Origin of the sequence: Acidovorax sp. M14 (assembly GCF_049331375.1) — a bacterium.
Lineage (GTDB): Bacteria > Pseudomonadota > Gammaproteobacteria > Burkholderiales > Burkholderiaceae_C > Acidovorax.
Genome location: NZ_CP186263.1, coordinates 3,611,186 through 3,636,731, shown reverse-complemented (window position 1 = coordinate 3,636,731; position 25,546 = coordinate 3,611,186). Strand labels below are relative to the sequence as shown.

General features: G+C 65.1%; 20 protein-coding genes. 9 read left to right on the top strand and 11 right to left on the bottom strand.

What is annotated here, in order from left to right:
- Positions 1–26 precede the first annotated feature (26 nt).
- Both ACOYR4_RS16980 and ACOYR4_RS16975 read left to right on the top strand, forming a co-directional pair.
- Positions 27–4,901 (top strand): PAS domain S-box protein, encoded by a 4,875-nt coding sequence (locus ACOYR4_RS16980; protein WP_422847406.1) that lies wholly within the window; start codon positions 27–29, stop codon positions 4,899–4,901.
- Between the two features lie 24 nt (positions 4,902–4,925).
- Positions 4,926–6,056, top strand: a complete 1,131-nt coding sequence (locus ACOYR4_RS16975; protein WP_110959927.1) for a response regulator — start codon at positions 4,926–4,928, stop codon at positions 6,054–6,056.
- A gap of 32 nt (positions 6,057–6,088) precedes the next feature.
- Here the strand turns inward: ACOYR4_RS16975 and ACOYR4_RS16970 are convergent, their stop codons facing one another.
- Positions 6,089–7,042, bottom strand: coding sequence for an inositol monophosphatase family protein (locus ACOYR4_RS16970; protein WP_043565586.1), 954 nt, complete (start codon positions 7,040–7,042; stop codon positions 6,089–6,091).
- 175 nt (positions 7,043–7,217) lie between these two features.
- Between ACOYR4_RS16970 and ACOYR4_RS16965 the strand changes: the two genes are divergently transcribed.
- Together ACOYR4_RS16965 and cysE are read left to right on the top strand one after the other, a co-directional pair.
- Positions 7,218–8,030, top strand: coding sequence for an RNA methyltransferase (locus ACOYR4_RS16965; protein ID WP_422847405.1), 813 nt, complete (start codon positions 7,218–7,220; stop codon positions 8,028–8,030).
- Positions 8,031–8,066: 36 nt separating this feature from the next.
- Positions 8,067–8,849, top strand: a complete 783-nt coding sequence (gene cysE / locus ACOYR4_RS16960) for a serine O-acetyltransferase (protein WP_422847404.1) — start codon at positions 8,067–8,069, stop codon at positions 8,847–8,849.
- Between the two features lie 106 nt (positions 8,850–8,955).
- Here the strand turns inward: cysE and mog are convergent, their stop codons facing one another.
- Both mog and yjgA read right to left on the bottom strand, forming a co-directional pair.
- Positions 8,956–9,558: a molybdopterin adenylyltransferase gene (gene mog, locus ACOYR4_RS16955; RefSeq protein ID WP_422847403.1), complete on the bottom strand. Its 603-nt coding sequence runs from the start codon at positions 9,556–9,558 to the stop codon at positions 8,956–8,958.
- Entirely contained in the window at positions 9,551–10,222 is a 672-nt protein-coding gene (gene yjgA / locus ACOYR4_RS16950; protein WP_094286951.1) for a ribosome biogenesis factor YjgA, read from the bottom strand. The genes mog and yjgA overlap by 8 nt, the downstream gene beginning before the upstream one ends.
- Before the next feature lie 65 nt (positions 10,223–10,287).
- On the opposite strand from yjgA, the gene pmbA reads away from it, so the two are divergent.
- Positions 10,288–11,730, top strand: coding sequence for a metalloprotease PmbA (gene pmbA, locus ACOYR4_RS16945; RefSeq protein WP_422847402.1), 1,443 nt, complete (start codon positions 10,288–10,290; stop codon positions 11,728–11,730).
- A 99-nt stretch (positions 11,731–11,829) separates the two neighbouring features.
- Here pmbA and ACOYR4_RS16940 read toward each other — a convergent pair whose 3' ends face one another.
- The gene (locus ACOYR4_RS16940) at positions 11,830–12,498 is read right to left on the bottom strand and encodes a TetR/AcrR family transcriptional regulator (RefSeq protein WP_422847401.1); all 669 of its coding nucleotides are present in this window, start codon (positions 12,496–12,498) and stop codon (positions 11,830–11,832) included.
- Positions 12,499–12,592: 94 nt separating this feature from the next.
- On the opposite strand from ACOYR4_RS16940, the gene ACOYR4_RS16935 reads away from it, so the two are divergent.
- Positions 12,593–13,615 (top strand): saccharopine dehydrogenase NADP-binding domain-containing protein, encoded by a 1,023-nt coding sequence (locus tag ACOYR4_RS16935; protein ID WP_422847400.1) that lies wholly within the window; start codon positions 12,593–12,595, stop codon positions 13,613–13,615.
- A gap of 83 nt (positions 13,616–13,698) precedes the next feature.
- On the opposite strand, the gene ACOYR4_RS16930 is transcribed toward ACOYR4_RS16935, so the two are convergent.
- Positions 13,699–14,586, bottom strand: a complete 888-nt coding sequence (locus ACOYR4_RS16930) for a LysR family transcriptional regulator (protein WP_422847399.1) — start codon at positions 14,584–14,586, stop codon at positions 13,699–13,701.
- Positions 14,587–15,030: 444 nt separating this feature from the next.
- On the opposite strand from ACOYR4_RS16930, the gene ACOYR4_RS16925 reads away from it, so the two are divergent.
- Positions 15,031–15,414, top strand: coding sequence for a VOC family protein (locus tag ACOYR4_RS16925; RefSeq protein ID WP_422847398.1), 384 nt, complete (start codon positions 15,031–15,033; stop codon positions 15,412–15,414).
- A gap of 550 nt (positions 15,415–15,964) precedes the next feature.
- On the opposite strand, the gene ACOYR4_RS16920 is transcribed toward ACOYR4_RS16925, so the two are convergent.
- The 3 genes from ACOYR4_RS16920 to ACOYR4_RS16910 all read right to left on the bottom strand — a co-directional run bounded on the left by ACOYR4_RS16920 (position 15,965) and on the right by ACOYR4_RS16910 (position 18,638).
- On the bottom strand, positions 15,965–16,951 hold the full coding sequence (locus ACOYR4_RS16920; RefSeq protein ID WP_422847397.1) for a hypothetical protein: 987 nt from the start codon (positions 16,949–16,951) through the stop codon (positions 15,965–15,967).
- Between the two features lie 36 nt (positions 16,952–16,987).
- A complete protein-coding gene (locus tag ACOYR4_RS16915) occupies positions 16,988–17,395 on the bottom strand; it encodes a hypothetical protein (RefSeq protein ID WP_422847396.1) in 408 nt (135 codons plus the stop codon).
- Positions 17,396–17,531: 136 nt separating this feature from the next.
- Complete coding sequence (locus ACOYR4_RS16910; protein ID WP_422847395.1) at positions 17,532–18,638, bottom strand: tartrate dehydrogenase; 1,107 nt, start codon at positions 18,636–18,638, stop codon at positions 17,532–17,534.
- A gap of 124 nt (positions 18,639–18,762) precedes the next feature.
- On the opposite strand from ACOYR4_RS16910, the gene ACOYR4_RS16905 reads away from it, so the two are divergent.
- Positions 18,763–19,707, top strand: a complete 945-nt coding sequence (locus ACOYR4_RS16905) for a LysR substrate-binding domain-containing protein (RefSeq protein ID WP_422847394.1) — start codon at positions 18,763–18,765, stop codon at positions 19,705–19,707.
- A gap of 89 nt (positions 19,708–19,796) precedes the next feature.
- On the opposite strand, the gene ACOYR4_RS16900 is transcribed toward ACOYR4_RS16905, so the two are convergent.
- Positions 19,797–20,243 (bottom strand): GatB/YqeY domain-containing protein, encoded by a 447-nt coding sequence (locus ACOYR4_RS16900; RefSeq protein WP_015015172.1) that lies wholly within the window; start codon positions 20,241–20,243, stop codon positions 19,797–19,799.
- A 213-nt stretch (positions 20,244–20,456) separates the two neighbouring features.
- On the bottom strand, positions 20,457–20,669 hold the full coding sequence (rpsU, locus tag ACOYR4_RS16895) for a 30S ribosomal protein S21 (RefSeq protein WP_007833691.1): 213 nt from the start codon (positions 20,667–20,669) through the stop codon (positions 20,457–20,459).
- Between the two features lie 309 nt (positions 20,670–20,978).
- On the opposite strand from rpsU, the gene ACOYR4_RS16890 reads away from it, so the two are divergent.
- Positions 20,979–24,239, top strand: coding sequence for an EAL domain-containing protein (locus ACOYR4_RS16890; protein ID WP_422847393.1), 3,261 nt, complete (start codon positions 20,979–20,981; stop codon positions 24,237–24,239).
- Between the two features lie 18 nt (positions 24,240–24,257).
- Here ACOYR4_RS16890 and ACOYR4_RS16885 read toward each other — a convergent pair whose 3' ends face one another.
- Positions 24,258–25,526, bottom strand: a complete 1,269-nt coding sequence (locus ACOYR4_RS16885) for an NAD(P)/FAD-dependent oxidoreductase (RefSeq protein ID WP_422847392.1) — start codon at positions 25,524–25,526, stop codon at positions 24,258–24,260.
- Positions 25,527–25,546: the final 20 nt, after the last annotated feature.

Here is a 25,546-nt window from a genome sequence, read left to right as displayed (position 1 = left end):
AGAGCCCGCGTGGCAAGGACGTAGGCATGTGGTTTGACAAACTTCTGGACCGCAAAGCGCCTGGCCTGCGTGGCTTGCTGCTGGTCGTAGTCCTCGCGCTGTTGGGTGCAGTGCTGGTGGTACAGGGTGCGCAACACTGGCGTGCCGGCGAGAGGTCTGCCGAGCGCTCGCGCCTGCTGCAGCAGACAGCAGACACCTTGCAAGCACAGACCACCGGTGGCTCCATGCTGGGGGCGGTCTCTTTGATGGGGCTGAGCGAGCCGCTGCTCAAGGACATGGCGCTGGGCCGCTTGCCTCCCGATCACCCCGAAGCCCTGTCCCGACTGGCCGTGGCGCGGGGGCGCTTTCTGGTGCAGGGCGTGTATGTCATGTCGGCAGACGGCACTGTGGTGGCCCATGAGACGCCGGGCGAAAGGTCCACGGGCTTGAACTTGGCGTTTCGCCCCTATTTCCAGCAGGCCATCCAGGGTGCGACCAGCGTGTATGCGGCCATTGGCAGCAACACCCAGGAGCGCGGGCTGTACTACGCGGCGCCGCTGTACGAAAGCGACACGCCTTCGAGCAACATCATCGGCGTGGTGATGTTCAAGGTGGGCTTTGAGCCGGTGGACCTGCTGCTCAAGCGCGCGGGCCTGCCCATGGTGTTGCTGTCGCCGCAGGGCGTGGCTTTTGCCGCTACGCGGCCCGAGTGGCAGTTTGCGGTGGCACCGCCGCTCACCCAGGCGCGCATCGACGCCATCCGGGCCACGCGCCAGTTCGGCCGCCACTTTGACAACGGCGTGGCCTCTGCACTGCCGTTTGCGGCCGATGCGGGTGAGGTACAGATCAATGGTGTGCCCCATGCGGTCGAGCGCCGGGCCATCGACTGGCACGACCCGACCGGTGAGTGGCAACTGGTGGCGTTGGACGACATCAGTGCCTTGATGACGTCGTCACAGCGCGCCCGCATCGGGGCTGTGGCCTTTGTGCTGTTTTGCCTGCTGGGCCTGTTGCTGCTGGATTTGCTGCGCAGCCGCGCGCGCGTGGCCAGCGCGCTGGAGCGCTTCCGGGTGCTGGGGACCGCGCTGGAGAGCAGCCCCGTTTCGGTGGTGATCACCGATGGCGAGGGCCGCATCGACTGGGTCAACCCCCAGTACGAGCGCAATACCGGGTATTCGCTCGACGAGGTGCGGGGCAAAAAGCCCTCGCTGGTGGCGAGCGGCCAGACGCCCGCGCAGACCTATCAACTGATGTGGTCGGCACTGCTGTCGGGCAAATCCTGGCAAGGCCAGTTCGTCAACCGGCGCAAGGACGGGACCATCTACCACGACGAGGCCACGCTGTCCCCCGTGTTTGACGGGCATGGCAAGCGCATCGGTATTGTGGGTTTGCACGAGGACGTGTCCGAGCGCATCCAGGCGCAAAAGGAGCTGGAGCGCCGCGAGCGCTTGCTCAATGAACTGCTGGAGCAGCAGACCGCCATCTTCGACAACGCACCGCCCATCGTGCTGGTGTGCGACGGGCAGTTCCGCCAGTTCAACCCCGCGTTTGTGGACCTCATGGGCGGCACGGCATCCCAGCTGCTGGGCCTAGGGGTGTCGGTGCTGTTCGGTGGTGCGGGCCATGCCGACCTGTTCACCGCCCGCGTGACGCCCGGATTGGCGTCGGGCCAGGCGCTGCGCGAGACCGCGACGCTGTACCGGCTGGATGGCACCCGGTTCGAGGCACGCCTGGCGGGCCGCAGCCTGAAGATGGACGACTTTGGCACCGCCTCGATCTGGGTGATTGAAGACGTCAGCGAGCAGCGGCGCGCCGAACAAGTCATTCAGCAGGCCCAGGAGCGCCTGGAGCTGGCGCAGGAGGCGGGCAAGATCGGGGTGTTCGACCTGAACCTAGTCACCGGCGAAATCGTCTGGTCGGACAAGCTGGCGCAGATGATGGGCCTGCCGCCTGGCACCCAGCCCGACGGACGAGACTTCTGGCTCAACTGCCTGCACCCCGAGGACCGCGACCAGGCGGGTGCTTATTTCGACAGCTGCCTGGCTGGCACCGAGGATTACCTGCGCGACTCCTGGCGCATCGTGCGCCCGGACGGAGAGGTGCGTTGGTTCCTGGAGGCTGCACGCATTTTTCGCAATGCCCAGGGCCAGCCCGTGCGGGTGGTGGGGGTCAACGTGGATATCCACGATCAGAAGCTCCTGGAGGAACAGGTGGCGGGGCAGCTGGATTTCCAGCAGGCGCTGATCGATGCCATCCCGGTGCCCCTGTTCTACAAAGGGGCAGACGGGCGGTACATCGGGGTGAACCGTGCCTACGAGCAGGCTTTCGGGGTAACGCGCGAGGCGCTCATCGGCAAGACGGTGATGGACCTGGACTACCTGCCGCAGGAGACCCGCACCCGCTTTGAGCAGGACGCGGTACAGGCCATGGAAGGCGAGCGCAAGGTGCACCGCGAGGTCGACTTGCCGTACGCCGACGGTGAGCTGCACCACACGCTGTTCTGGCTGCATGGCTTTGCACGCCCGGATGGCACGGCGGGTGGCACCATCGGCACCTTTGTGGACATCACCGACCGCCAGCGTGCTGAACAGGAACTGCGGCGCGCCAAGGAGCTGGCCGAGGAATCCACCGCGCTCAAGTCCAACTTCCTGGCCAACATGAGCCACGAGATCCGCACGCCGATGAACGCGATCATCGGCATGTCGCATCTGGCGCTCAAGTCGGGCCTGAGCCCGCGCCAGCACGACTATGTGAGCAAGATCCAGCAGGCGGGCCAGCACCTGCTGGGCGTCATCAACGACATCCTGGACTTCTCCAAGATCGAGGCGGGCAAGCTGGTGGTTGAGCGCCAGCCGTTCCTGCTCGACCGCATGCTCGAAAGCGTGTCGGACGTGGTGGGCTACAAGGCCGGAGCCAAAGGGCTGGAGCTGGTCTGCGATGTGGCCAGCGACGTGCCCCCCAACCTGGTGGGCGATGCGTTGCGGTTGGGCCAGATCCTCATCAACTACGCCAACAACGCCATCAAGTTCACGGAGTCGGGCGAGATCAGCATTGCCGTGCGTTTGCTGGAGGAGATGGGAAACCGGGTGCGGCTGCGTTTCGAGGTGCGTGACACCGGCATCGGGCTCACCGACGAGCAGATGGCGCGCCTGTTCCAGAGCTTCCAGCAGGCGGACACCTCCACCACGCGCCGCTACGGCGGCACCGGCCTGGGGCTGGCGATCTGCAAGAGCCTGGCCGAGCTGATGGGTGGCGAGGTGGGCGTGGAAAGCCGCTTCGGCAAGGGCTCCACCTTCTGGGTGTCGGTGCCGCTGGAGCGCGGCGCGCCGGCTCGGGTGCTGCTGCCACCGCCCGACCTGCGGGGCACCCGGGTGCTGGTGGTGGACGACAACCACACGGCGGCCACGGTGCTGTCCGACATGCTGCAAGCCATGGGTTTTGTGGTGGAACAGGCGCATTCGGGCCTGGAGGCGCTGGACCGGCTGCGCGAGTCCATGACCCATCAGCAGCCTTTTGGCCTGTTGCTGCTGGACTGGCACATGCCGGGCATGGATGGCGTGGAGCTGGCCGGCCACATCCGCAGCCTGGGCATGCCCAAGGTGCCGCAGATGCTGATGGTGACGGCCTACGGGCGCGAGGACGTGATGCGGGCCGCACGTGCGCAGGGCATCGAAACCGTGCTCATCAAGCCCGTCAATGCCTCGCTGCTGTTCGACACCCTGATGCAGCCGCTGGAGGCATCGGGCTCGGAGCGACGCCGTGCGGTCACCCCCGCCCCTGCGGCCGACGAGCTGCCCCTGGACATCCGGGGCGCCAGCGTGCTGCTCGTCGAGGACAACGAGCTCAACCAGATGGTGGCGATGGAGCTGCTGCTGGACGCAGGCTTTGCCGTCGACGTAGCCGAGAACGGGCAGATCGCTATCGACCACATCGAACGCAAGCACTACGACGCCGTGCTCATGGACATGCAGATGCCCGTCATGGACGGCGAGACGGCCACGCGCCTGCTGCGCGGCAACCCGCGTTATGCGCAGTTGCCCATCATCGCGATGACGGCCAATGCCATGGAGGCGGACCGGCAGCGCTGCTTCGCGGCCGGCATGAACGACCATGTGGCCAAGCCCATCGAGCCTGCGGCCCTGTGGGCTGCGCTGGCCCGGTGGATTCGCCCCCGCGAGGGGCTGGGTGCTGCAGTCCCACCCGCGCGCAGCAGTGCGGCGCCAGTGGCGGCATCGGTGGCGGCAGGGGCTGCCGGTGCGACGGCCGCTGGCTGGCTACCGGTGGATGTTCCTGATCTGCCGGGCCTGGACACCAACCTGGGTCTGCAGCGTGCCCTGGGCAAAACTGGTCTGTATGCCGAGATGCTGCGCCGCTTTGTACAAGGGCAGGCCCCGGTGCTGCCAGAGCTGCAGCGCGCCCTCGCGGTGCATGACGTAGCGCTGGCCGAGCGCCTGGCCCACACGCTGCGGTCGGTGGCCGCCAACATTGGCGCGCAGGCCGTGTCGGACCGCGCGCAGGCGCTGGAGCACGCGCTGCGCTTTCGCCATGGCAACGAGGCCATCGTGCCGTTGCTGGCGGAGCTGCGCGCTGCGCTACAGCCGCTGCTGCAGGGGCTGCAGGACTGGGTGCTGCAAGCGGTGCAGGGGCAAGCGGCACCGGGGCCCGGCATGGCGCGATCTGCGGGCGTATCTGAGCCGGACATGACGCCCGCCGAGGCCGAACACCATTTGCGCCACTTGCTGGAGCAGGACGACCCTGCAGCCACCGAGTTTTTCCAACACAATGGTGTGTTGCTCAAGGCGGCCCTGGGGAGCGCTTTCCAGGCTGTTGAAAAGCACACCCTGAACTTTGATTTCGAGCAGGCACTGGAGGCCATGGCTGCGGTGCCTGGCTCCGAATCCACCGCCCTCGAATCCCCCTGAACGGCACTTACGCAGGACATTTGCATGGACAACGCGCCTTTTGCCTCCAGCCCGGCGACCTTGGTAGACAAGCCGATTGCCACCGTGCTCGTGGTGGACGACACGCCCGAGAACCTCACCCTCATGGGCAGCCTGCTGCGCGAGCATTACCTGGTCAAGGTGGCGAACCACGGCGAGAAGGCGCTCAAGATTGCGCAGTCGGCCACGCCGCCCGATCTGATCCTGCTGGACATCATGATGCCCGAGGTGGATGGCTATGAGGTCTGCCGCCGCCTGAAGGAGGCACCCGCCACGCGCGACATCCCGGTGATCTTCCTCACGGCGCGCTCCGATACCGACGACGAGCGCATGGGACTGGCGCTGGGCGCGGTGGACTACATCACCAAACCCATCAGCCCGCCCATCCTGCTGGCCCGTGTCAACACGCATCTGGCGCTCAAGGCCACGGCCGACTTCCTGCGCGACAAAAGCGCTTATCTGGAGCGCGAGGTCGCCATGCGCACGCTGGAGGTGCAGGCCATCCAGGACGTGACCATCATGGCCATGACCTCGCTGGCCGAGACGCGTGACAACGAAACCGGCAACCACATCCGCCGCACCCAGCTGTATGTGAAGACGCTGGCCGAGCGCCTGCGCCACCACCCGCGTTTTGAGCATCTGCTCAACGACCGCATGATCGAGCTGCTCTACAAGTCGGCCCCGTTGCACGACATCGGCAAGATCGGCATCCCCGACAGCATCCTGCTCAAGCCCGGCAAGCTCACGGTGGAAGAATTTGAGGTGATGAAGACCCACACCACGCTGGGCCGCGACGCGATCGAAGAAGCCGAGCGGCGCCTGGGCATGCGTGTGGCGTTTTTGAGCGTGTCCAAGGAGATCGCCTACAGCCACCAGGAAAAGTGGGACGGCTCCGGCTATCCACAGGGCTTGGCGGGCGATGCCATCCCGGTGTCGGCCCGCCTGATGGCCGTGGCCGACGTGTACGACGCGCTCATTAGCAAGCGGGTGTACAAGCCCGCGTTTTCGCACGACCAGGCCTGCAGCACCATCGTGCGGGGCAAGGGTACCCACTTCGACCCCGACATGGTGGATGCGTTTGTGGACATTGCGGAAGACTTCCGCAGCATTGCGCAGAAATATCCAGACCCCGCCTAGCGCCTCGCCCCGAAGGGCGAGGGAACGGAAGATCAGAACGGCGCGTCTTCGCCCTTGGCGGCGTCGGCCTGCGGGGCGGCTGGTTCTGCTGCATCCGCGCCTTCGTTAGTGTCTTGGGTCTCGGTGGCTGGCGCATCGGCCGCAGCCGCCTGGCGCACAGCCGCCTTGTCGCCAGCGCTCGCAAACTTGCTGTACTTGCCCAGGATGGGCACCAGCTGGCCGTACACGCGGGGGTTGCCCGCCAGGCACTCGCGCTGCTCCAGGAAGTCGGCTTCGCCCGTGAAATTGCCCACCAGGCCGCCGGCCTCAGTCACCAGCAGCGAGCCCGCTGCCACGTCCCAGATCGACAGACCCGTTTCAAAGAAGCCGTCGGTGAAGCCCGCAGCCACATAGGCCAGGTCCAGCGCAGCGGCGCCGGGGCGGCGCAGGCCGGCGGTGCGCTGCATCACGTCGGCCATCATGTTCAGGTAGCTCTTGAAGTTGTCGCCGGGGCGGAAAGGGAAGCCTGTGGAGATCAGACAGTCCTTGAGCTGGGTGCGCTTGCTCACGCGGATGCGGCGCTCGTTCAGGAAGGCGCCGCGGCCCTTGGTGGCGGTGAACAGGTCGTTACGGGTGGGGTCGTACACCACGGCCTGCTCGATCTTGCCCTTCACGGCCAGCGCAATGCTGATGCAGTACACCGGAAAGCCGTGGATGAAGTTGGTGGTGCCGTCCAGCGGGTCGATGATCCAGACGAACTCCGAATCCCTCGCGCCGTATTCCTTGCCCGACTCTTCCGCCAGGATGCCGTGGCCGGGGTATGCCGTCAGCAGCGTCTCGATGATGATCTTTTCGGAGGCGTGGTCCACCTCGGTCACAAAGTCATTGATCTGCTTTTGCGAGATCCGCACCGATTCCACGTCCAGGGCCGCGCGGTTGATGATGGCGCCGGCGGCGCGTGCAGCCTTGATGGCCACGTTGAGCATGGGGTGCAGAGTAGACGACATAAATTGTGGTGGTTGGCAGCGCACGGCCAGGGTGGCGCGGGCGTCTGCGTACAGGATGAGCGGGGAGGTCCGACCCGTCCCGGCGATGCGGGCGGCGACAATAGAGGGCGGGATTTTACCCGCAGAGCCCTTTTTTGCCTAACCGGCCGCTTTCTCCCTCTCGCCCCGCCCGTCCATGAAGACCCGTTTTGTCCTGATCAACACCAGCCACGCCGGCAATGTGGGCGCCGCCGCCCGCGCCATGAAAACCATGGGGTTTGACGACCTGGTGCTGGTCGCTCCACGCTGGGCCAACGTGCTGCGGCGCGAGGAAACCATCCAGCGCGCCAGCGGCGCCCTCGACGTGCTGAACAACGCGCGCATCGTCGCCACGCTGGACGAGGCCCTGGACGGCATGAGCCACTTGTGCGCCACGGCCATGACGCCCCGCGATTTCGGCCCGCCCACGGCCGCGCCACGTGCCCACTTTGAACTGCTATTAAAAAGTGAGCTGCTCAGGCATGAAGCACTAGCGCAAGAGGCCCAAAACCCTTCAAATTCATCCGGCGACACCCCTGCAGACCCGGGCGCGGCCCCGCAAGCCGGCGTGGCCTTTCTCTTCGGGTCCGAGCGGTTTGGCATGACCAACGAAGACGTGTACCGCTGCCATGTAGCGCTGTCGATTCCCACCAACCCCGGCTTTGGCTCGCTCAACCTGGGTGCTGCCATCCAGGTGATCGCCTACGAATGGCGCCAGGCATTGGGCGGTTTTGCGGTGCAGGACGCCACCCCGCCGCGCGCGCTGGCCGACGCGGCGCAGGTGGCGGGCATGCTGGGCCACTGGGAGCAGGCGCTCACCTCCATCGGCTTTCTGGACCCGGCCGCGCCCAAGAAGCTCATGCCCCGCCTTAACCAGCTTTTCAACCGCGCGCAGTTGAGCCCCGAGGAAATCCACATCTTGAGAGGTGTCGCCAAGGCCATGATCGAGGCGTCACAGGCGAAACGATAGACTGTGCAGCCCATTTACAAATAACCATAACAACCAATGCTCGCCCGCCTGCGCTCCGATATCCAGTGCATCCTCGACCGCGATCCTGCCGCGCGCAGCACGTGGGAGGTGATCACCTGTTATCCGGGCCTGCATGCGATCTGGCTGCACCGCCCCGCGCACTGGTGCTGGCACCACGGCCTCAAGTGGCTGGGCCGCTTCATCTCGCACTTTGCGCGCTGGTTCACCGGTATCGAGATCCACCCCGGCGCCAAGATCGGCGAGCGGGTGTTCTTCGACCACGCCATGGGCGTGGTGGTGGGCGAGACCGCCGAGATCGGCGACGGCTGCACCATCTACCAGGGTGTGACCCTGGGCGGCACCTCGCTGTACAAGGGCACCAAGCGCCACCCTACGCTGGGCAAGGACGTGGTGGTGAGCGCGGGCGCCAAGGTGTTGGGCGGCTTTGAGGTGGGTGATGGTGCCAAGATCGGCTCCAACGCCGTGGTCATCAAGCCGGTGCCTGCAGGCGCCACGGCGGTGGGTATCCCGGCGCGCATCATCCCGTCCAAAGAGGGGCAGAGTGCCGACGTGACCGAATCCCAGCCGGCGCGCAAGTTCACCGCCTATGGCATTACGCAGGAAGACGACCCACTGTCGCAGGCCATGCGCGGCTTGATCGACAACGCCTCATCGCAAGAGCATCAGATTGCGCTGCTGTGGCGGGCCATCGAAAAACTCTCGGCCGCCAACCAGCAGGCCAAGGACTGCGTGCCTTGCGACGCGGCGATCAAAGAACAGTTCGAGGCAGGCAAGCTCAACGAGCTGGTGGGCAAGTAGCCAACAGAGACCAGGGCTGGGTCTGCAGCACAGGTACTATCAAAAAATAGCTGGTGGCGCTTGATCATCAAGCGTCACCAGCTATTTCTGTTTCCAATGAGTGACGTCAGGCGGTGCGAGGAGGGCGAATAGCCGTCTTGGGCCGGAACGCCTTGCACACCTCATCGCGCGTTTCCAGGTAAGGCCCGCCGATCAGGTCGATGCAGTAGGGCACTGCAGCAAAGATACCAGGCACGATCTGCTTGCCGTCGGCGTCCTTGAGCCCCTCCAGCGTCTCGGCAATCGCCTTGGGCTGGCCTGGCAGATTGATGATGAGGCTGTTTCCCCGGATCACTGCCACCTGGCGCGAGAGGATGGCCGTGGGAACGAACTTCAGGCTGATCTGGCGCATCTGCTCGCCAAAGCCGGGCATCTCCTTGTGCGCCACGGCCAGCGTGGCCTCGGGCGTCACGTCGCGCAGTGCGGGGCCGGTGCCGCCGGTGGTCAGCACCAAGCTGCAGCCAGCGTCCACCAGCTCGATCAGCGTGGCGCTGATGCCAGCCTGTTCATCGGGGATCAGGCGCGGCTCGAAGCTGATGGGGTTGTGCAGCGCACGCGTCAGCCAGTCTTGCAGCGCGGGCAGGCCCTTGTCTTCATAGACGCCGGTGCTGGCGCGGTCGCTGATGGAGACGATGCCGATCTTTACCGGGTCGTGCAGGGGCTCACTCATCGCTGTTGTCCTCGTTGGTGTCGCTAGCATCAGCCATGCCCGTGCCACCCAGGTGCTCGCGTACCAGCTGGAACAGTTCGCGGTATGCGCGGCCCTTGCGCGGGGCCAGACCTTGCGAGACCTGGACATTGGCCTCCTTGCCCGCAGGTTGGGCGTCCTTGCGGGCCTGGCGGATCAGCGCGCGCAGCTGCTGCGTATCGGTGGTGGGGTGCTCGGCCATCCAGGCGGCCAGCGTGTCGTCGTCGGCAATCAGCCGGTCGCGCCATTGTTCGGCCAGGTGCAGCTGCAGCTTTTCGGTGGCAGAGCCCTTGTGTTGCTCTTCCAGGGCCTGGCGGGCGGCGTCCACCAGTTCGGGCTCCAGTTTGCGCATGAGCTTGCCCACGTACTGCATCTGGCGGCGCTTGCCTTCAAAGTTGGTGATGCGCTTGGCCTCGGCCAGCGCTTCCACCAGTTTGTCGGGCAGGCCCACGGCGTCGAACAGGTCGGCGCGCAGGGTCAGCAACTCCTTGCCCAGGTCTTGCAGTTCATCGCTCTCGCGTTTGAGATCGGTGCGGCTGGCATCGGGCGTGCCTTTGAGTTCGGCCTTGAGTTGAATGTCCAGTTCGCTGCCTTCGGCAACAAAATGGCCCTTCACAAAGTAGCCTTTTTTGGGTTTGCGTGACATGGGGTGGGGGCAAAGAGAGAGGTGGCAGCGAGTGCGCCAAAGTGGCAAGTATCATAGCCGCCGCTATGAATAAACCCTCCAAACGCGCCCCGCGCACCCCCGGCGCGCTGGCTGCTGCGCCCACAGCAGCCACCTCCCGCACCCCCGACAGCGGCTTCAGCTACAGCCGCCCGTTTTTTGAAGAGCTGGTGGACCGCGCCCTGGCGCATGCCAAGAAGCTGGGCGCCACCGACGCTGGCGCCGAGGCGTCTGAAGGCTGCGGCCTGTCGGTCAGCGTGCGCAAGGGCGAGCTGGAGAACGTGGAGCGCAACCGCGACAAATCGCTGGGCGTGACGGTGTACCTTGGCAAACGCCGTGGCAATGCCAGCACTTCCGATTTCTCGAACAAGGCCATCGAGCAGACCGTGCAGGCAGCCTACGACATCGCCCGTTTCACGGCTGAAGATCCCATGGCAGGCCTGCCGGACGCCGATGACATCGCCCCGGCCGACACGCACCGTGACCTGGACCTGTTCCACCCCTGGGCCATCACCAGCGAAGAAGCGGCCGAGATGGCCAAGGCCTGCGAAGCCGCTGCGTTCAAGACACACCGCCGCATCACCAACAGCGAAGGTGCTGGCGTGTCCGCCCAGCAAAGCCATTTCTTCAGCGCCCACACGCGCGGCTTTCGCGGTGGTTATGCCAGCTCGCGCCACAGCTTCTCGGTGGCACCTATTGCGTCCCTGCCCGGCAAGAACGGCGAGATGCAGCGCGATGCCTGGTACAGCTCCATGCGCAATGCCGCCGAACTGGCATCGCCCGAGGCCGTGGGCCGCTACGCCGCGCAGCGCGCGCTGAGCCGCCTGGGCAGCCGCAAGATCCCCACCACGCAATGCCCCGTGCTGTTCGAATCGACCTTGGCCGCAGGCCTGCTGGGTGGTTTTGTGCAGGCCGTGAGTGGCGGCGCGCTCTACCGCAAGAGCAGTTTCTTGCTCGACTCGCTGGGCAAGATGGTCTTCCCCAAGCACATCGACATCCTCGAAGACCCGTTCATCCTGGGTGGCAAGGGCAGCTCGCCGTTTGACGAAGAAGGCGTGCGCGTGGCACCGCGCAAGGTGGTCAAGGGCGGGCGGGTGGAAGGCTACTTCCTGTCGAGCTACTCGGCGCGCAAGCTGGGCATGAAGACCACGGGCAACGCCGGGGGCTCCCACAACCTGGTGATGACCTCGCGCCTCACCCAGGCCAGCGACAACCTGGACGCCATGCTGCAAAAGCTGGGCACGGGCCTGTTTGTGGTGGAGCTGATGGGCCAGGGCGTGAATTACGTGACGGGCGACTATTCGCGCGGCGCGAGCGGGTTCTGGGTGGAGAACGGCAAGATCGCCTTCCCCGTGCACGAGATCACCATCGCGGGCAATCTGAAGGACATGCTCAAGGGCATTGAGGCCGTGGGCGCCGACGCCTACAACTACGGCGCCAAGACCGTGGGCTCCATCCTGGTCAACCGCATGAAGGTGGCGGGGAGCTGATGTTTGGCTCGTAGCGCAGCCGCAGCAAAAGGGCTACGCTGATGCAAAAAGGCCCTCGCGAAGAACGAGGGCCTTTTTTGTTTTTGAGCAGTTGTTGCGCTACGTATTACCTGCCTGCGCACCCGCCAACAAGGCCTGCACTGCGGCCTGCAGCACAGGTGTTGCCTCCTCGCCGCTGAGCAGGCCTGAACTCACAAAAGCCCCATTGATGAGCACAGCCAGCTGGGCCGCCAGGGCCTCGGGTTGGGGCACGCCCAGCCGCTGGGCAATGCCGTGCAGGCGGCCGCGCAGCGTCACCATGTGCTGCCGGGCCACCAAGCGGGCCGGGTGGTCCTGCTCGGCAAATTCGGCCGCCACGTTGATCTGCGGGCAGCCCCGGTAGTTGGACCGCCCCAGCCGCTCGCCGATCCACTGCATATGGGCCTGCAGCTCGGCGGCCGGGTCGTTGGCATGCTGCGCCGCCACCGCATCCCACAGGCCCCAGAAGTCCACGTCTTCACGCTCCAGAAACGCCACGATGAGGTCGTCCTTGGTGGGGAAGTAGCGGTACAGGCTGGTCTTGGCCACGGCCGCTTCGGCCACCACCAGGTCCACCCCCACGGCGCGCACACCGCGTTGGTAGAACAGGCCCGACGCCGTGTCGAGGATGCGCTCGCGCACGTCCTGCACGGGCTCGCTGGAGGCCGTCGCAGCGCGCCGTGACGCAGGCTTGGGGCGGGTGCCGGGCGCGGTTGCCGGGAGGGGATGGGAAAAAGAATGTGCAGCCATGCTTGACATGATACAGACCTGTCTGTAATCTTCAAACAACAGACAGGTCTGTATCGTCAATTTTCTCCTCCACTTCTTTCCCGAAAGGTTCTCCATGACATCCTCTGTTCCTTCCATCGCGGTGTACGGTGCCAGCGGCCATACCGGCCAGTTTGTGGTGCAGGAGGCCTTGCGCCGTGGCCTGCGCGTGGTGGCCGTGGGGCGCAATGCCGCCCGGCTGGCTGCGCTGTTTCCCTCGGGGGTGGAGTGCCGCGTGGCGGCGCTGGACGACCCGGCGGCGCTGGTGCAGGCCTTTGCCGGTTGTGGCGTGGTCATCCACTGCGCGGGGCCCTTCATGGACACGGCCACCCCGGTGGCGCAGGCCGCGCTGCAGGCGGGCACCCACTACATCGACGTGACCGCCGAGCAGCCCAGCGCCCAGGCCACTTTTGCCGATTTGCATGCACCCGCCGTGGCCGCCGGGCGTGTGGTGGTGCCCGCCGCCGGTTTTTATGGCGGCCTGGCTGACCTGCTGGCCAGCGCGCTCGCCGCGCCCGGCCCCATCGACGAGGTCACCGTCGCCATGGGGCTGGACCGTTGGTGGCCCACCGAAGGCACGCGCCTGACAGGCGAGCGCAACAAGGCGCCGCGCCAGGTGGTGCAGGGCGGGCGCCTGGTGCCGCTGGTGCCCGCGGCTGATGTGCCTGACTGGACCTTTTCCGCGCCCCTGGCGACCTATGCCATGGTCGAGCTGCCGTTCAGCGAGACCATCACCCTGGCCCACCACCTGCAGGCCAACACCATCCGCTCGCTCATCAACCGCTCGGCCCTGGCCGACATCCGCGATGCCAGCACCCCACCCCCCACGGCGGTGGATGGCAGCGGCCGGTCGGCCCAGCGTTTTGAGCTGGTGGTGCGGCTGGTGCAAAACGGCGTGGTGCGGACGGCCGGTGTGCGCGGCCAGGACATCTATGCTGTCACGGCGCCCCTGGTGCTGGAGGCCGCGCAGCGCCTGATGGCCCCGGCGTACCAGCGCAGCGGTGCGCTGGCCTTGGGCGAGGCGGTGGACCCGGTGGACACGCTGCGAGCGCTGAATGGACAGGCGCTGGAAGTCTTTGGCGAGGTGCTGGCCCGCTGAATAGCCGGCGTGCATCGCAGCGGCTTTTCTTACCCATGCAGGGTTGGGGCAACACGCTGGCGGCGGGCGGCTTGGCCGGGGCGTCAATCCGCAAATTCGGCCAGCAGTTGCAGCACGCCCTCCACCGCAGGTGAGGGCGGTGGCTGGTGGCGGTGCGCCACAGCCATGGGGCGCATGAGCGGCGGCTGCAAAGGGCGGATTTGCACATCGGGCGTGCCCTGCAGGTCCTCCACTTCCTCCATCGGCAGCAGCGCCGCGCACTGGCTGGCCACGGCCAGGCTCTTGAGCGCGCCGGGGTAGCTCAGCGCCAGAAAGGGGCGCGGGTGGTGGCCCGCCTGGCCAAACCAGTTGGCAATCAGCCCGTGCATTTGCGTGGCGGGCGCAAACGACGCCCAGCGGCGGGTGGCCAGCCAGTCGGGGCCGACCTGTTCAGGCGCGTCCCAGGCGGCGGGCAGCAACGCCACCATGGGGTCGTTGCGCCAAGGGGTCTGGCGTACCTCGGCCAACGGTGGTTGGGGGCTGGCGATGATGCCAATGTCTAGCGTGCCTGCCTTGAGCCGCTGCATGGACTCGGCCGATCCGACGGCCTCCAGCCGGATCTCCACCCCGGGGCAGCGCGCCGCCAGCGCTTCCAGCATGCGCGGCAGCAGGCGCGTGCTCACGCCCGCCGACACCCCCACGCGCACGATGCCCTCGCGCCCCGAGGCGCGGCGGCGCACGCGCTCCATCAGATCGTCGCAGGCAAGCAGCAGCTGGCGCCCCTCCTGCACCAGCACTTCGCCGGCGGGGGTCAGCTCGGCCTGCCGCCGACCCCGCACCACCAGGTCGGCCTGCAGGCGCGATTCCAGTTCCTTGATGTGCAGGCTGACGGTGGGCGGCGCCAGGTGCAGCGCCTGCGCGGCAGCTGCAAAGTTGCCCAGGTCGGCGATGGCGATCAGCGTCTGCAGGTGGTCCAGGTTGAAGTTGCGCATCAGTTTTTATGAATTAAGGCTTCATTGAATTCAACTTTACAGATGGTACGCCAAGCCCGAGCATGCGGGCCATGTTGCATCCCACCCGTCTGGACCCCGAAAGCACGACCCGCCAATCCCACGCCTGCCAGCCGCCGGGGGTTGTGCCACAGCACTTGGGCCGTGGGGGCCGCTGGCCCCGGCGGGTGCGGCGTCTGGGCGGGCGGTGGCTGCGGGCGCTGGGTGCCGCCCTCGCGCGGGCGGAAAAACACATCAGCGAGAACTTCCGGGTGCCGCCCCATGGGGGGTGACGGGGGCGGTCCTCCTCACAGCCTGCACTGCTTGCACTGGTGAGGCGGCGGGGATCGGCCTACACTGCACCACCGGTCAGACGGCCCGGACCGGGGCCTGGTGTGCACCAGGGGGCTGCAAGGCCCGGGGCCGGATTGAGCGAAAGGACCAGGTATGTTGTCCGATGCCTCCGTAACCACCATGCTGCCTGTGATGGACATGGACCGCGCCCGCGCCTTCTACGAGGGTTGTCTGGGGCTCAAGCCCGGCGGGTTCCGGCCCGATGGCAAGTTTGTCTATGCGGTGGGGGGCAGCACGCTGGCGCTGTTCCCCAAGCCGGAAGGCACCAAGGCCGACCACACGGCCATCAGCTTTCAGGTGGCCGACATCGCCGTTACCATCGAGGCACTGAAACGCGCGAAGGTGGTCTTCGAGGACTACGACTTCCCGGGCCTCAAGACCGTCAATCACGTGTGTGTGCTGGGCGCCGAGAAGGCCGCGTGGTTCAAGGACACCGAGGGCAACTACCTCTGTCTGCACGAGGACATTGCCACATAACCCGTTTTTTCAAGCAAAAAAGGCCGTTACCGCGCGGTGGGTATGCTTTTTAAGCTATTGAATTAGAAGCGTTTGAGCGTAGGCCGTGGCTCAGTGCCGCGCCACCCGCGCCGCCCCGGTCCGGCGTGCGCGGGCCGCTTTTGATCACCTCTGCGAAGTGCCGCCGCAGCATCGGAGCGCGCGCAGGCTCACATCACGGCCCAGTTCGGGGTGTCGCCGGGTGATGGCTGTTTACCCGCAGGCGAATGGCCTTCGCAATCGACTCCAGCAAGTCTTGTCCACCAGCAGCGCTTGCTGCGTCGGCCCTGAGTCGGTCGGAGGGTTGGGTGAAGATGGCGCATTATTTCAGCAGCCTGATCGCTCACCCATTTAGCTCTCTAAGAAAAATTCTTGTGGCAATAATGGATAACATCAAAAATGAAATAGAACAAAAGATACCCAAGGTGACTCAAGTTCATCCAGGCTTCCGATGGTAATCATTGCGTCTATTCCATTCTTTGTAGGGTTCTGGAATTTATCTTACGTGCTGGATTCCATTTCAAATCCTGCTTTAATTGGTGTCTGACCCAATACGTTTGGCGCAGCGTGCAATAAGGCCTTCTGTTTGCGCTTGGGGTGATTGATGGCTGTGTAGATCACCAACGAAGAAAATACCGCCGTCTCCCACCTCGATGCTGTATGTGGGGTGCAACATCTCTGGTGGAAGATAGCTTTCCTCAAATGAATCAAATTCCACAGTGGCTTGGCTGAAGTCCACATGCGGATAGCGAGTGAAATCAATCAACTGGCCCCAGCCGCAGTCCGGTGCATCATCCGTAGAGTGCAGTCCATGAAGAGGATTGTGTGTTTTTAAAACAGCGGCGGCCGAGGCCGAAACATACGCATAGCCCTCATTTTTTATCCCTAGACATTCGCCACGGCCTATTCTTTCTGCTTCCATCCAGCCACCCATCATGGTTTGCAGAGGTTGCTTGGCTCCCATGATGATCATTCGTGTGGCGAGTTGTTCATCCGGTACTGAAAGCCGCTTGATGCGATCTTCATTCAAGATCACTTGTATGGCCAGCGCGGGTTGTTCTGGAAATTCCCATACTTTTGTAACCTGTTTGCACAGCAGTTCGGCACCCATTTCTGCCTTGGTCCAGACCCAATCACCTACGCGAATTTTCTCAATGGACACCAAGCCATTGCGGGTGTGAACCGGGGTGCCTGCGATGAAGCCAATATCATGACTTGTCGTGCTTTTGCTCACTGCTGAATATTTTTTATGGAGATGGACGGGCGGATTTTTCGGAGGATAGATTTTTTGAGCCAGGATACCCACCAATCTCCAGATCGCCAGGGGTGGAATGATGATGCTGAAAATCAGGATTCCGAGTTTCATGAAGCGGATGTCCCAGCGCGGAAAGACATCGTTGATGAGATAGACCGCCCAGGGAATGGTCCCGAGTACTGCCAGGAACAGTGCCCAGTTCTCGATGATCTCTGCCCTGCTGATTTCCTCGGCGGGCAATGGGGCGGGTGACTTCATGGGCATGGCGGGGAGTCCGGTGGGTGTTGGGTCTGAGAGTGGCTACTTGTTCTTGTCGAAATATTCTTCAACTTCTTTTGTATTGGATGAATACCTTGCCGAAATAGGCCATGAACGACAGATGCTGGTGGTCAACTTGCCTTTATTGTTATGGGCAAACACCATGTACTCTGTATTTTTTTGAAAAAACTGTCCGCAGGTATTCCTTGGGCTGTAGATGGTGATGGGTTTTCCTTGATCGCCTTTGTATATTTTTGTGGGTGAAAATTTATAATAATCTGCTTCTTGAGTGATATCAGTGGGTCCTTCTGTTGCAATTCCTTTGAATATGATCGTGGTTTGTGGGCCATCTCTTTCTGCGGAGGCCAGGCTGCAGCTGCATGCATGGGCGTTGCCGATGGCGACCGATGCCATGGCGCTGATGTAGACGATGGTGGTGGCGATTTTCATTTTGGATCTCATTCAAAATAATTGGTTATGGGCAGATTTCTATTTACTCAACCGGAATTGAAGTAGTAGCTGGGTGAAGTTATCGCTGGCGACCTGCCGTTCATTGTCAGCGGTAAGTTTCCGAGCTTCGGTGCCGCTATGCGGCTGTGGTGACCCGCTCCGCAATGGCCCGTCCCACCTGCGTGGTGCTGGCCGTGCCGCCCAGGTCCGGCGTGCGCGGCCCGCTTTTGATCACTTCTTCGATGGCGTTGACGATGGCATCGTGCGCCGCGCGGCCCGCACCCTGGCCTTGCGTGAGGAAGTCCAGCATCAGCGCGCCCGACCAGATCATCGCAATCGGGTTGGCGATGTTCTGGCCGTAGATGTCGGGCGCCGAGCCATGCACGGGCTCGAACAGGCTGGGGAAGCTGCGCTCGGGGTTCAGGTTGGCGGAGGGGGCCAGGCCGATGGTGCCGGTCGTGGCCGGGCCCAGGTCACTGAGGATGTCGCCAAACAGGTTGGTGGCGGCCACCACGTCAAAGCGCCCAGGCTGCAGCACAAAGCGGGCCGTGAGGATGTCGATGTGCTGCTTGTCCAGCGTGACCTCGGGGTAGTCCTTGGCGACATCGTCGGCACGCTGGTCCCACCAGGGCATGCTGATGGCGATGCCGTTGCTCTTGGTGGCCAGGGTCACGTGCTTCCTGGCGCGGCTCTGCGCCAGGTCGAAGGCGAACTTCAGCAGGCGGTTGGCACCATGGCGGGAGTAGACGGATTCCTGGATGCAGATTTCGCGGTCGGTGCCTTCGTACATGAGGCCGCCCAGGGACGTGTACTCGCCCTCGGTGTTCTCGCGCACCACGTAGTAGTCAATGTCGCCGGGTTGGCGGCCCGCGAGCGGGCAGGGCACACCTTCGAACAGGCGCACCGGGCGCAGGTTGATGTACTGGTCGAACTCGCGGCGGAACTTGAGGAGGGACCCCCACAGGGACACGTGGTCCGGCACGGTGGCAGGCCAGCCCACGGCGCCGAAGAAGATGGCGTCCATGCCCGACAGCTGTGCCTTCCAGTCATCGGGCATCATTTTTCCGTGCGCGGCGTAGTAGTCGCAGCTGGCCCAGTCGATGGCGGTGGTTTCAAGAGCAATGCCAAAACGCGCTGCAGCAGCCTGCACCACACGCAGGCCTTCGGGCATCACCTCCTTGCCAATGCCGTCTCCGGCAATGAGGGCGATGCGGTAGGTTTTAGGGGCGGCGGAAGAGGTCATCAAGCAGTCCTTGCGGTGTGGGGAGGAGCGCTGCTGCAAGGCGCAGCCAGCGGTTTGGCATGCATTGTTCCCAGCGCTTTTGAAAACTACAATCCGCCGACTGTGGCTTCATTATTTACAAATCGTGCATAAAAATCCTGCAGCCGAAGACCTGCGTGTGTTCACCGCCGTGGTGCGCAAGGCCAGCTTTGGCGGCGCGGCCACCGAGCTGGGCACCTCACCCGCCTACGTGAGCAAGCGCATCCGTCTGCTGGAGCAGGACCTGCAGGTCAAGCTGCTGCACCGCACCACCCGCCGCGTGGCGGTGACGGAGGAGGGCGAGCGGGTGTTCCACTGGGCGCAGCGCATCCTGGACGACATGGAGCAGCTGATGCAGGAGGTAGCGGTGACGCGCAGCGAGCCACGCGGCCTGCTGCGGGTGAGCAGCAGCTTTGGTTTTGGCCGCCAGATCGTGGCGCCCGCGCTGTCGCGGTTGGTGGAGCAGCACCCGGGGCTGCAGGTGCGGCTGGAGGTGTTTGACCGGCTGGTGGACGTGGCGGGCGAAGGGTTTGACCTGGACGTGCGCGTGGGGGACGAGATTGCGCCACACCTGATCGCCCGCCGCTTGGCCGACAACCACCGTGTGTTGTGCGCAGCACCCTCGTATTTGCAGCGCAAGGGCGCACCGTGCACGGTGGCCGACCTGGCGGCGCACGACTGCCTGGTGATCAAGGAGCGCGACCACCCGTTTGGCGTGTGGCGTCTGCGCAGCGGTGCGCAGGAAGAATCGGTCAAGGTACGCGGCCCGCTGTCGGCCAATAACGGCGAGATGGCCGTGCAGTGGGCGGTGGATGGGCGCGGCGTGGTACTGCGCTCGCTGTGGGATGTGGGCGCGCACCTGCAGGCGGGGCGCCTGGTGCAGGTGCTGCCGCAGTGGCAGCAGGAGGCCAACATCTGGGCTGTGTACCCCACGCGGCTGGAGCGCTCGGCCAAGGTGCGGGTGTGCGTGGAGTTTCTGCAGGCGTATTTCCGCGCGGGGTGGGCGGTGCGGGGCGTAGAGGCCGGAGCGGGTGCAAACGCCCCAGGTTGAAGCAAAAATAGCTGCAAGCGCCCGTGCTACAAGCGCTAGCAGCTATCAAAAAGATATCGGTCGTACCGTGGGCACGACCGCAGGGGCGATCAGCCCGCCAGTGCCGCCTTCACGGCGGCCGACACCTGGCCCATATCGGCCTTGCCGGCCAGGCGGGTCTTGACCACACCCATGACCTTGCCCATGTCGCCGGGGCCCGAAGCACCCACTTCGGCCACGATGGCCTTGACGGCGGCCAGCGTTTCTTCGGCCGACATGCGCTCGGGCAGGTAGGCCTGCAGCACAGCCATCTCGGCCTTTTCCTTGTCGGCCAGGTCCTGGCGGCCTGCGCCTTCAAACGCGGTGATCGAGTCCTTGCGCTGCTTGATGAGCTTGTCCACGATGGCGACCACGGCGGCATCGTCCAGGGTGATGCGCTCGTCCACTTCCTTCTGCTTCATCGCGGCCTGCAGCAGGCGGATGGTGCCCAGGCGCTCGCTGTCCTTGGCGCGCATGGCGGTTTTCATGTCTTCGGTGATCTGGTCCTTGAGGCTCATGGCGGCTTCCTTGGTTGGTTTTAGACAAGAACAGGGGTTTGCCAAAAGGCTTTCTGGCTAGGCGTCAACGCCGCAGACAGTAGTGCTGCTACGGCAAGGCGTTGCAACGACGCCAGAAAGCCTTTTGGCAAACCCCAAAAACAAAAACCCGCGCTTGGCGTCCCTAGCGCGGGTTTGTCGGCACTCCGTATCAGGACGGTGCCAAAGCGGTACTTAGTACAGCTTCTTGGGCAGTTGCATGCTGCGAACGCGCTTGTAGTGACGCTTCACGGCCGCAGCCTTCTTGCGCTTGCGCTCGGCGGTGGGCTTTTCGTAGAACTCACGGGCGCGCAGGTCGGTCAGCAGGCCGAGCTTTTCAATGGTGCGCTTGAAGCGGCGCAGGGCAACGTCAAAGGGTTCGTTTTCTTTTACGCGGATCGTAGTCATTAGCTAATGTTTTCCAAATGGTGCCTGCAGAGGGGCTTGGGGAGATCGGGCCTCAAGTCCGTACAAAGCGGTTTCCCCGTCTGTAACTAGTATTTGGCCGACGGGGCATTGCCAGCAAAGCCGGAGATTATAGCCTTTATCCACGCCCATGGCGCAAGGGGTGGGCGCGTGCCCGTGGGCAGGGCGCTGGGCGGGCTGCTTTCAGACGGACTGCACCGCAATGGCGCGGAAGTTGCTTCATGTTGTAACGCTCCTAATCACCGGTGGGGAGCCCTGGCCATCCGCCCGGGCAGCCCCGCCGCAGACACCATGGCATTCATGCACCGCGTATCGGGTTGGCTGGGCCGGCTCAGTGTGGGCCGCAAGCTCATGCTCATCTATCTGCTGGACCTGACGGCGGTGATCTACGTCTCCAGCATCCTGATCCACGAAAAGTACCTGGCGATCGACTTCACGCGCAAGGAGGTGGTGGGCACGACCTATGCGGCGGTGGTGCGCGACGGGCTGATGGGGCAGTTTCTGGACGCGTCGCAGCAACCGCCCCTGGTGGCCGACGTGCTCACCCGGCTGGAGGCCGTGCGCGCGGCCCACGACGAGCAGCTGCGCACCGCCGATGTCGCCCAGCGGTTTGGCGTGGCGCTGCAGCAGCTGGCGGGGTCGCCCCCGGGGGGCTCGCCCACCGTCGATCTGCAGACGCTCACCCGCCAGCGCAGCCAATTGCTGCGCGAGGGGCGCGAGCTGCTCACCACCGTGGGCAACCAGTCCAACCTGATCCTGGACCCGGACCTGGACAGCTACTACGTGATGTCGCTGGTGGTGCTGCGGTTTCCCGAGCTGCTGCAGGCGGTGCATGACACCGTCAGCTTCCTGAACGCGGCGCCCTCGCGGCGCGGGCCGCAGTGGTCGTCCGAGCTGCTGACGCTGGTGGGGCGGCTGGATGCGGTGATGCTGGGCATCGAGTCGGACTACAACCAGGCGTTCATCGCGGGCTCGCCCGAGATGCGGGCTGCGCTGGTGCGCCAGCGCGAGGCGCTCAAGGCGGCGCAGGAGGGCTTTCAGGCCTTGCTGCAGGGCATTGCATCGGGCGAGTCGCGCCTGACGGTGGCGCAAGTGGGGGTGCAGGAGGCCCTCGTGCTGGGCGCGCTGCGCGATGCGTGGTCGGTGGGCATTGTGGACCTGGAGCGGTTGCTGAACCAGCGCGCCGACAGCCTGTTTGCCCGCATGTGGCTGCACCTGGGCACGGCGCTGGTGCTGCTGGGTTGCATCCTTTCGCTCGTCACCCTGGTCGCGCGCCAGATCGCCAAGCCGCTGCAGCAACTGGCCCGTGTGGCCGACGAGGTGCGCAAGAGCGGCGACCACACGTTGCGCGCGCAGTGGAACAGCCGCGACGAAATCGGCCGCCTGGTCACCGCGTTCAACGAGATGCTGTCGCAGCTCGACCGCGACCGCCTGCTGCAGCAGGAACTGGCCGCCAGCGCCCGCGCGGCCGAGGCGCAGCGCGAGCTGGTGGAGGCCTTCCCCATCCCCATGGTCGTCACGTCCATCCCCGAGCATGAGGTGCTGCACTCCAACGCGCCCGCCGCCCACTGGCTGGGTGGCCGCAAGACCGACCCCTGGGCCGTGGGGCTGGAGCCCGGCGTGCGCGCGCGGTTCTTCCAGCGCCTGGCGGACCAGGGATCGGTCGATGAATTTGAAGTGCGCTGGAAGGGCAGTCCCGAGCCCTCCTGGGCCGTGCTGTCGGCACGGCGCCTGCAGTTCCAGGGGCGCGATTCGGTGCTCACCGCCTTCACGCCCATCAACGTGCTCAAGGTGATGGAGCAGCGCCTGGAGCTGTGGGCCAAGGTGTTCGAGGCCTCGTCCGAGGGCATCATCATCATGAACGCCGAGCAGCAGATCATCAGCGTGAACAAGGCGTTCTGCCGCAGCACGCACTACGACTTTTACGAGGTCATTGGCGAGGACCTGGGCTTTCTGCTGGAAGAGTCGGGCACCGAGCCGCTGTCCGCACAGATCCAGCGCACCATGCTCGACAAGGAGTCGTGGCAGGGCGAGGTGCGGTTTCGCCGCCGCTCGGGCGAGACCTACCCGGCCTGGCTCATGGTGTCGGCCGTGCGCGAGGGCAAGGGCGGTGCGGTGGCCAACCACATCGGCATCGCCATCGACATCACCGACCGCAAGCTCAACGAGGAGCGCATCCAGTTCCTGGCGCACCACGATGTGCTCACCGAGCTGCCCAACCGGTCACTGTGCGTGCAGCGCCTGCAGATGGCGCTGGCACAGGCGCCCATTACCGGCGAAAAGGTCGCGGTGCTGTTCATCGACCTGGACCGCTTCAAGGCCATCAACGACACGCTGGGCCACCACATTGGCGACGGCCTGCTGCGCTCGGTGGCCGCGCGCCTCACGCAGGCCGTGCGCAGCCGCGACACCGTGAGCCGCCTGGGCGGCGACGAGTTTGTGGTGGTGATGCGCGACGTGGCCGGGCGAGAAGACGTGCAGCAGCTGGTGGAGCGGCGGCTGATCCCGCTCATTCGCCAGAGCCATCCGGTCGAGGGCCACGAGCTGAATGTGTCCTGCAGCGTGGGCATTGCCGTGTACCCCGAGGATGGCAGCGACATCGACGAACTCATGCGCCGCGCCGACGCCGCCATGTACGAGGCCAAGACCACCGGCCGCGACATGGCGCTGTTCTACTCGATGGAGACCGACCAGCGCGCCGTGGCTCGCCAGACCATGGAGCAGCAACTGCGCCGCGCGCTGGAGCGCCACGAGCTGAGCCTGCACTACCAGCCCCGCCTGAGCGCCCAGGGCGCCCAGCTGCTGGGCGTGGAGGCGCTGCTGCGCTGGACCAGCCCGGTGCTGGGCTCCATACCGCCCAGCGAGTTCATCCCCATCGCCGAGGAGACCGGCATGATCCGCGCCATCGGCAGCTGGGTATTGCAACAGGCCTGCGAGCAGTGGGTGCGCTGGCAGCAGCTGGTGCTGGACGCGGGCGTGGGCGATGCCGCATCGCTGCACCCGCTGGCCCGGGTGTCGATCTCGGTCAACCTGTCGGCCGCGCAGATGTCCGACCCCGCGCTGGTCACCGACATCGAGGCACTGCTGCTGCGCACCGGCATGCCCGCGCACCGGCTGGAGCTGGAGATCACCGAATCCCAGCTGATGGACAACGCCCATGCGGCCGAGCAGCAACTGGCGGCGCTCAAGGCGCTGGGTGTGCAACTGTCCATCGACGACTTCGGCACCGGGTATTCCAGCCTGGCCTACCTCAAGCGCTTTGACATCGACCGCCTCAAGGTGGACAAATCCTTTGTGCGTGACATGCTCGCCAACCCTGCCGACATGGCCATCACCCGCGCCATCATCGCGCTGGGTCACACACTGGGGCTGCGCATCGTGGCCGAGGGCGTGGAAGACCTGGCCACGGCCCAGGTGCTGAGTGCGCTGGATTGCGAGGAACTGCAGGGCTACCACTTCAGCCGGCCGCTGCCCGTGCCGGAACTGGAGGCCTGGGCCTGCCAGCACCAGCCCTCGGGCGCGCCGGTGCGGGAGGCCGCTGTGCTGGTCTGAGGGACTTTTACGGGGCCGTCAGTGCGCAGCGCCCGCAGGCTCTGCCTGTGGCAGTGGCAGCGCCTGCGCGCAGGCATATGCGCTGGCCCAGGCCCATTGAAAGTTGTAGCCGCCCAGCCAGCCTGTCACGTCCACCACCTCGCCAATGAAGTACAGCCCCGGCTGGGCCTTGCACTCCATGGTCTGCTGCGACAGCGCCTTGGTGTCCACGCCACCCAGCGTCACCTCGGCCTTCTTGTAGCCCTCGGTGCCCGTGGGCGTCAGCTCCCAGCGCGCCAGCTGCTCTGCCAGGCGTGCCAGGGCCTTGTCGCTGGCTTCGTTGATGGGGCGCTGCCAGTCGGCCTCGCGGCTGGCCCAGGCATCGGCTAGGCGGCTGGGCACCAGGGTGGCCAGTTCGTTGGACACCAGCTTGCGCGAGCGGGCCTTGCCCTGCGCCAGCGCGGCGGGCAGGTCCACCGTGGGCGCGAGGTTGATGGCCAGCGGCGTGCCCTCCTGCCAGTAGCTGGAGATCTGCAACACCGCCGGGCCCGACAGGCCCCGGTGGGTGAACAGCAGGTCTTCGTCAAACGCCATGCGGGACTTCTTGGCACCCGTGCTGATCTGCACCGGCAGCGCCAGCCCTGCCAGCTGCGCATACGGCGCCCAGCCCGCGCCATCAAAGGTCAGCGGCACCAGGCCCGGCTTGCGCTCGACGAGCGGGATGTTGAACTGCTGCGCGAGCCGGTAGCCAAAGTCGGTGGCACCGATCTTGGGGATGGACAGGCCGCCCGTGGCAATGACCAGCGCACCCGCCGACACCGGACCGCGATCAGTATCAATTTGATAGCTGCCTCGGCATGATTCACTAGCGCTTGAGGCCAAAAAGTCTATTTTTCTGACGCCACAGGGCTGCCAGCGGGTCACGCCGCCCGCCTCGCACTCGGCCAGCAGCATGGCGATGATGTCCTCGGCCGAGCGGTCGGCAAACAGCTGGCCCTTGTGCTTTTCGTGAAACGGGATGCCGTGCTTTTGTACCAGCGCGATGAAATCGGCGGGGGTGTAGCGCGACAGCGCCGAGCGGCAGAACTGCGGGTTCTGCCCCACAAAGTGCTTGTGCGGCGCGGCCGGGTCCAGGTCGCGGTTGGTGAAGTTGCAGCGCCCGCCGCCCGAGATGCGGATCTTCTCGGCCACCTTGTCCGCATGGTCGATGAGCAAGACCTTCAGGCCCCGCTGGCCCGCCTGGCCCGCGCAGAACAGGCCGGCAGCGCCGGCGCCGATGATGATGGCGTCAAAAAATGGAAGGGACACGGGGAGGCATCAAAAGGGAC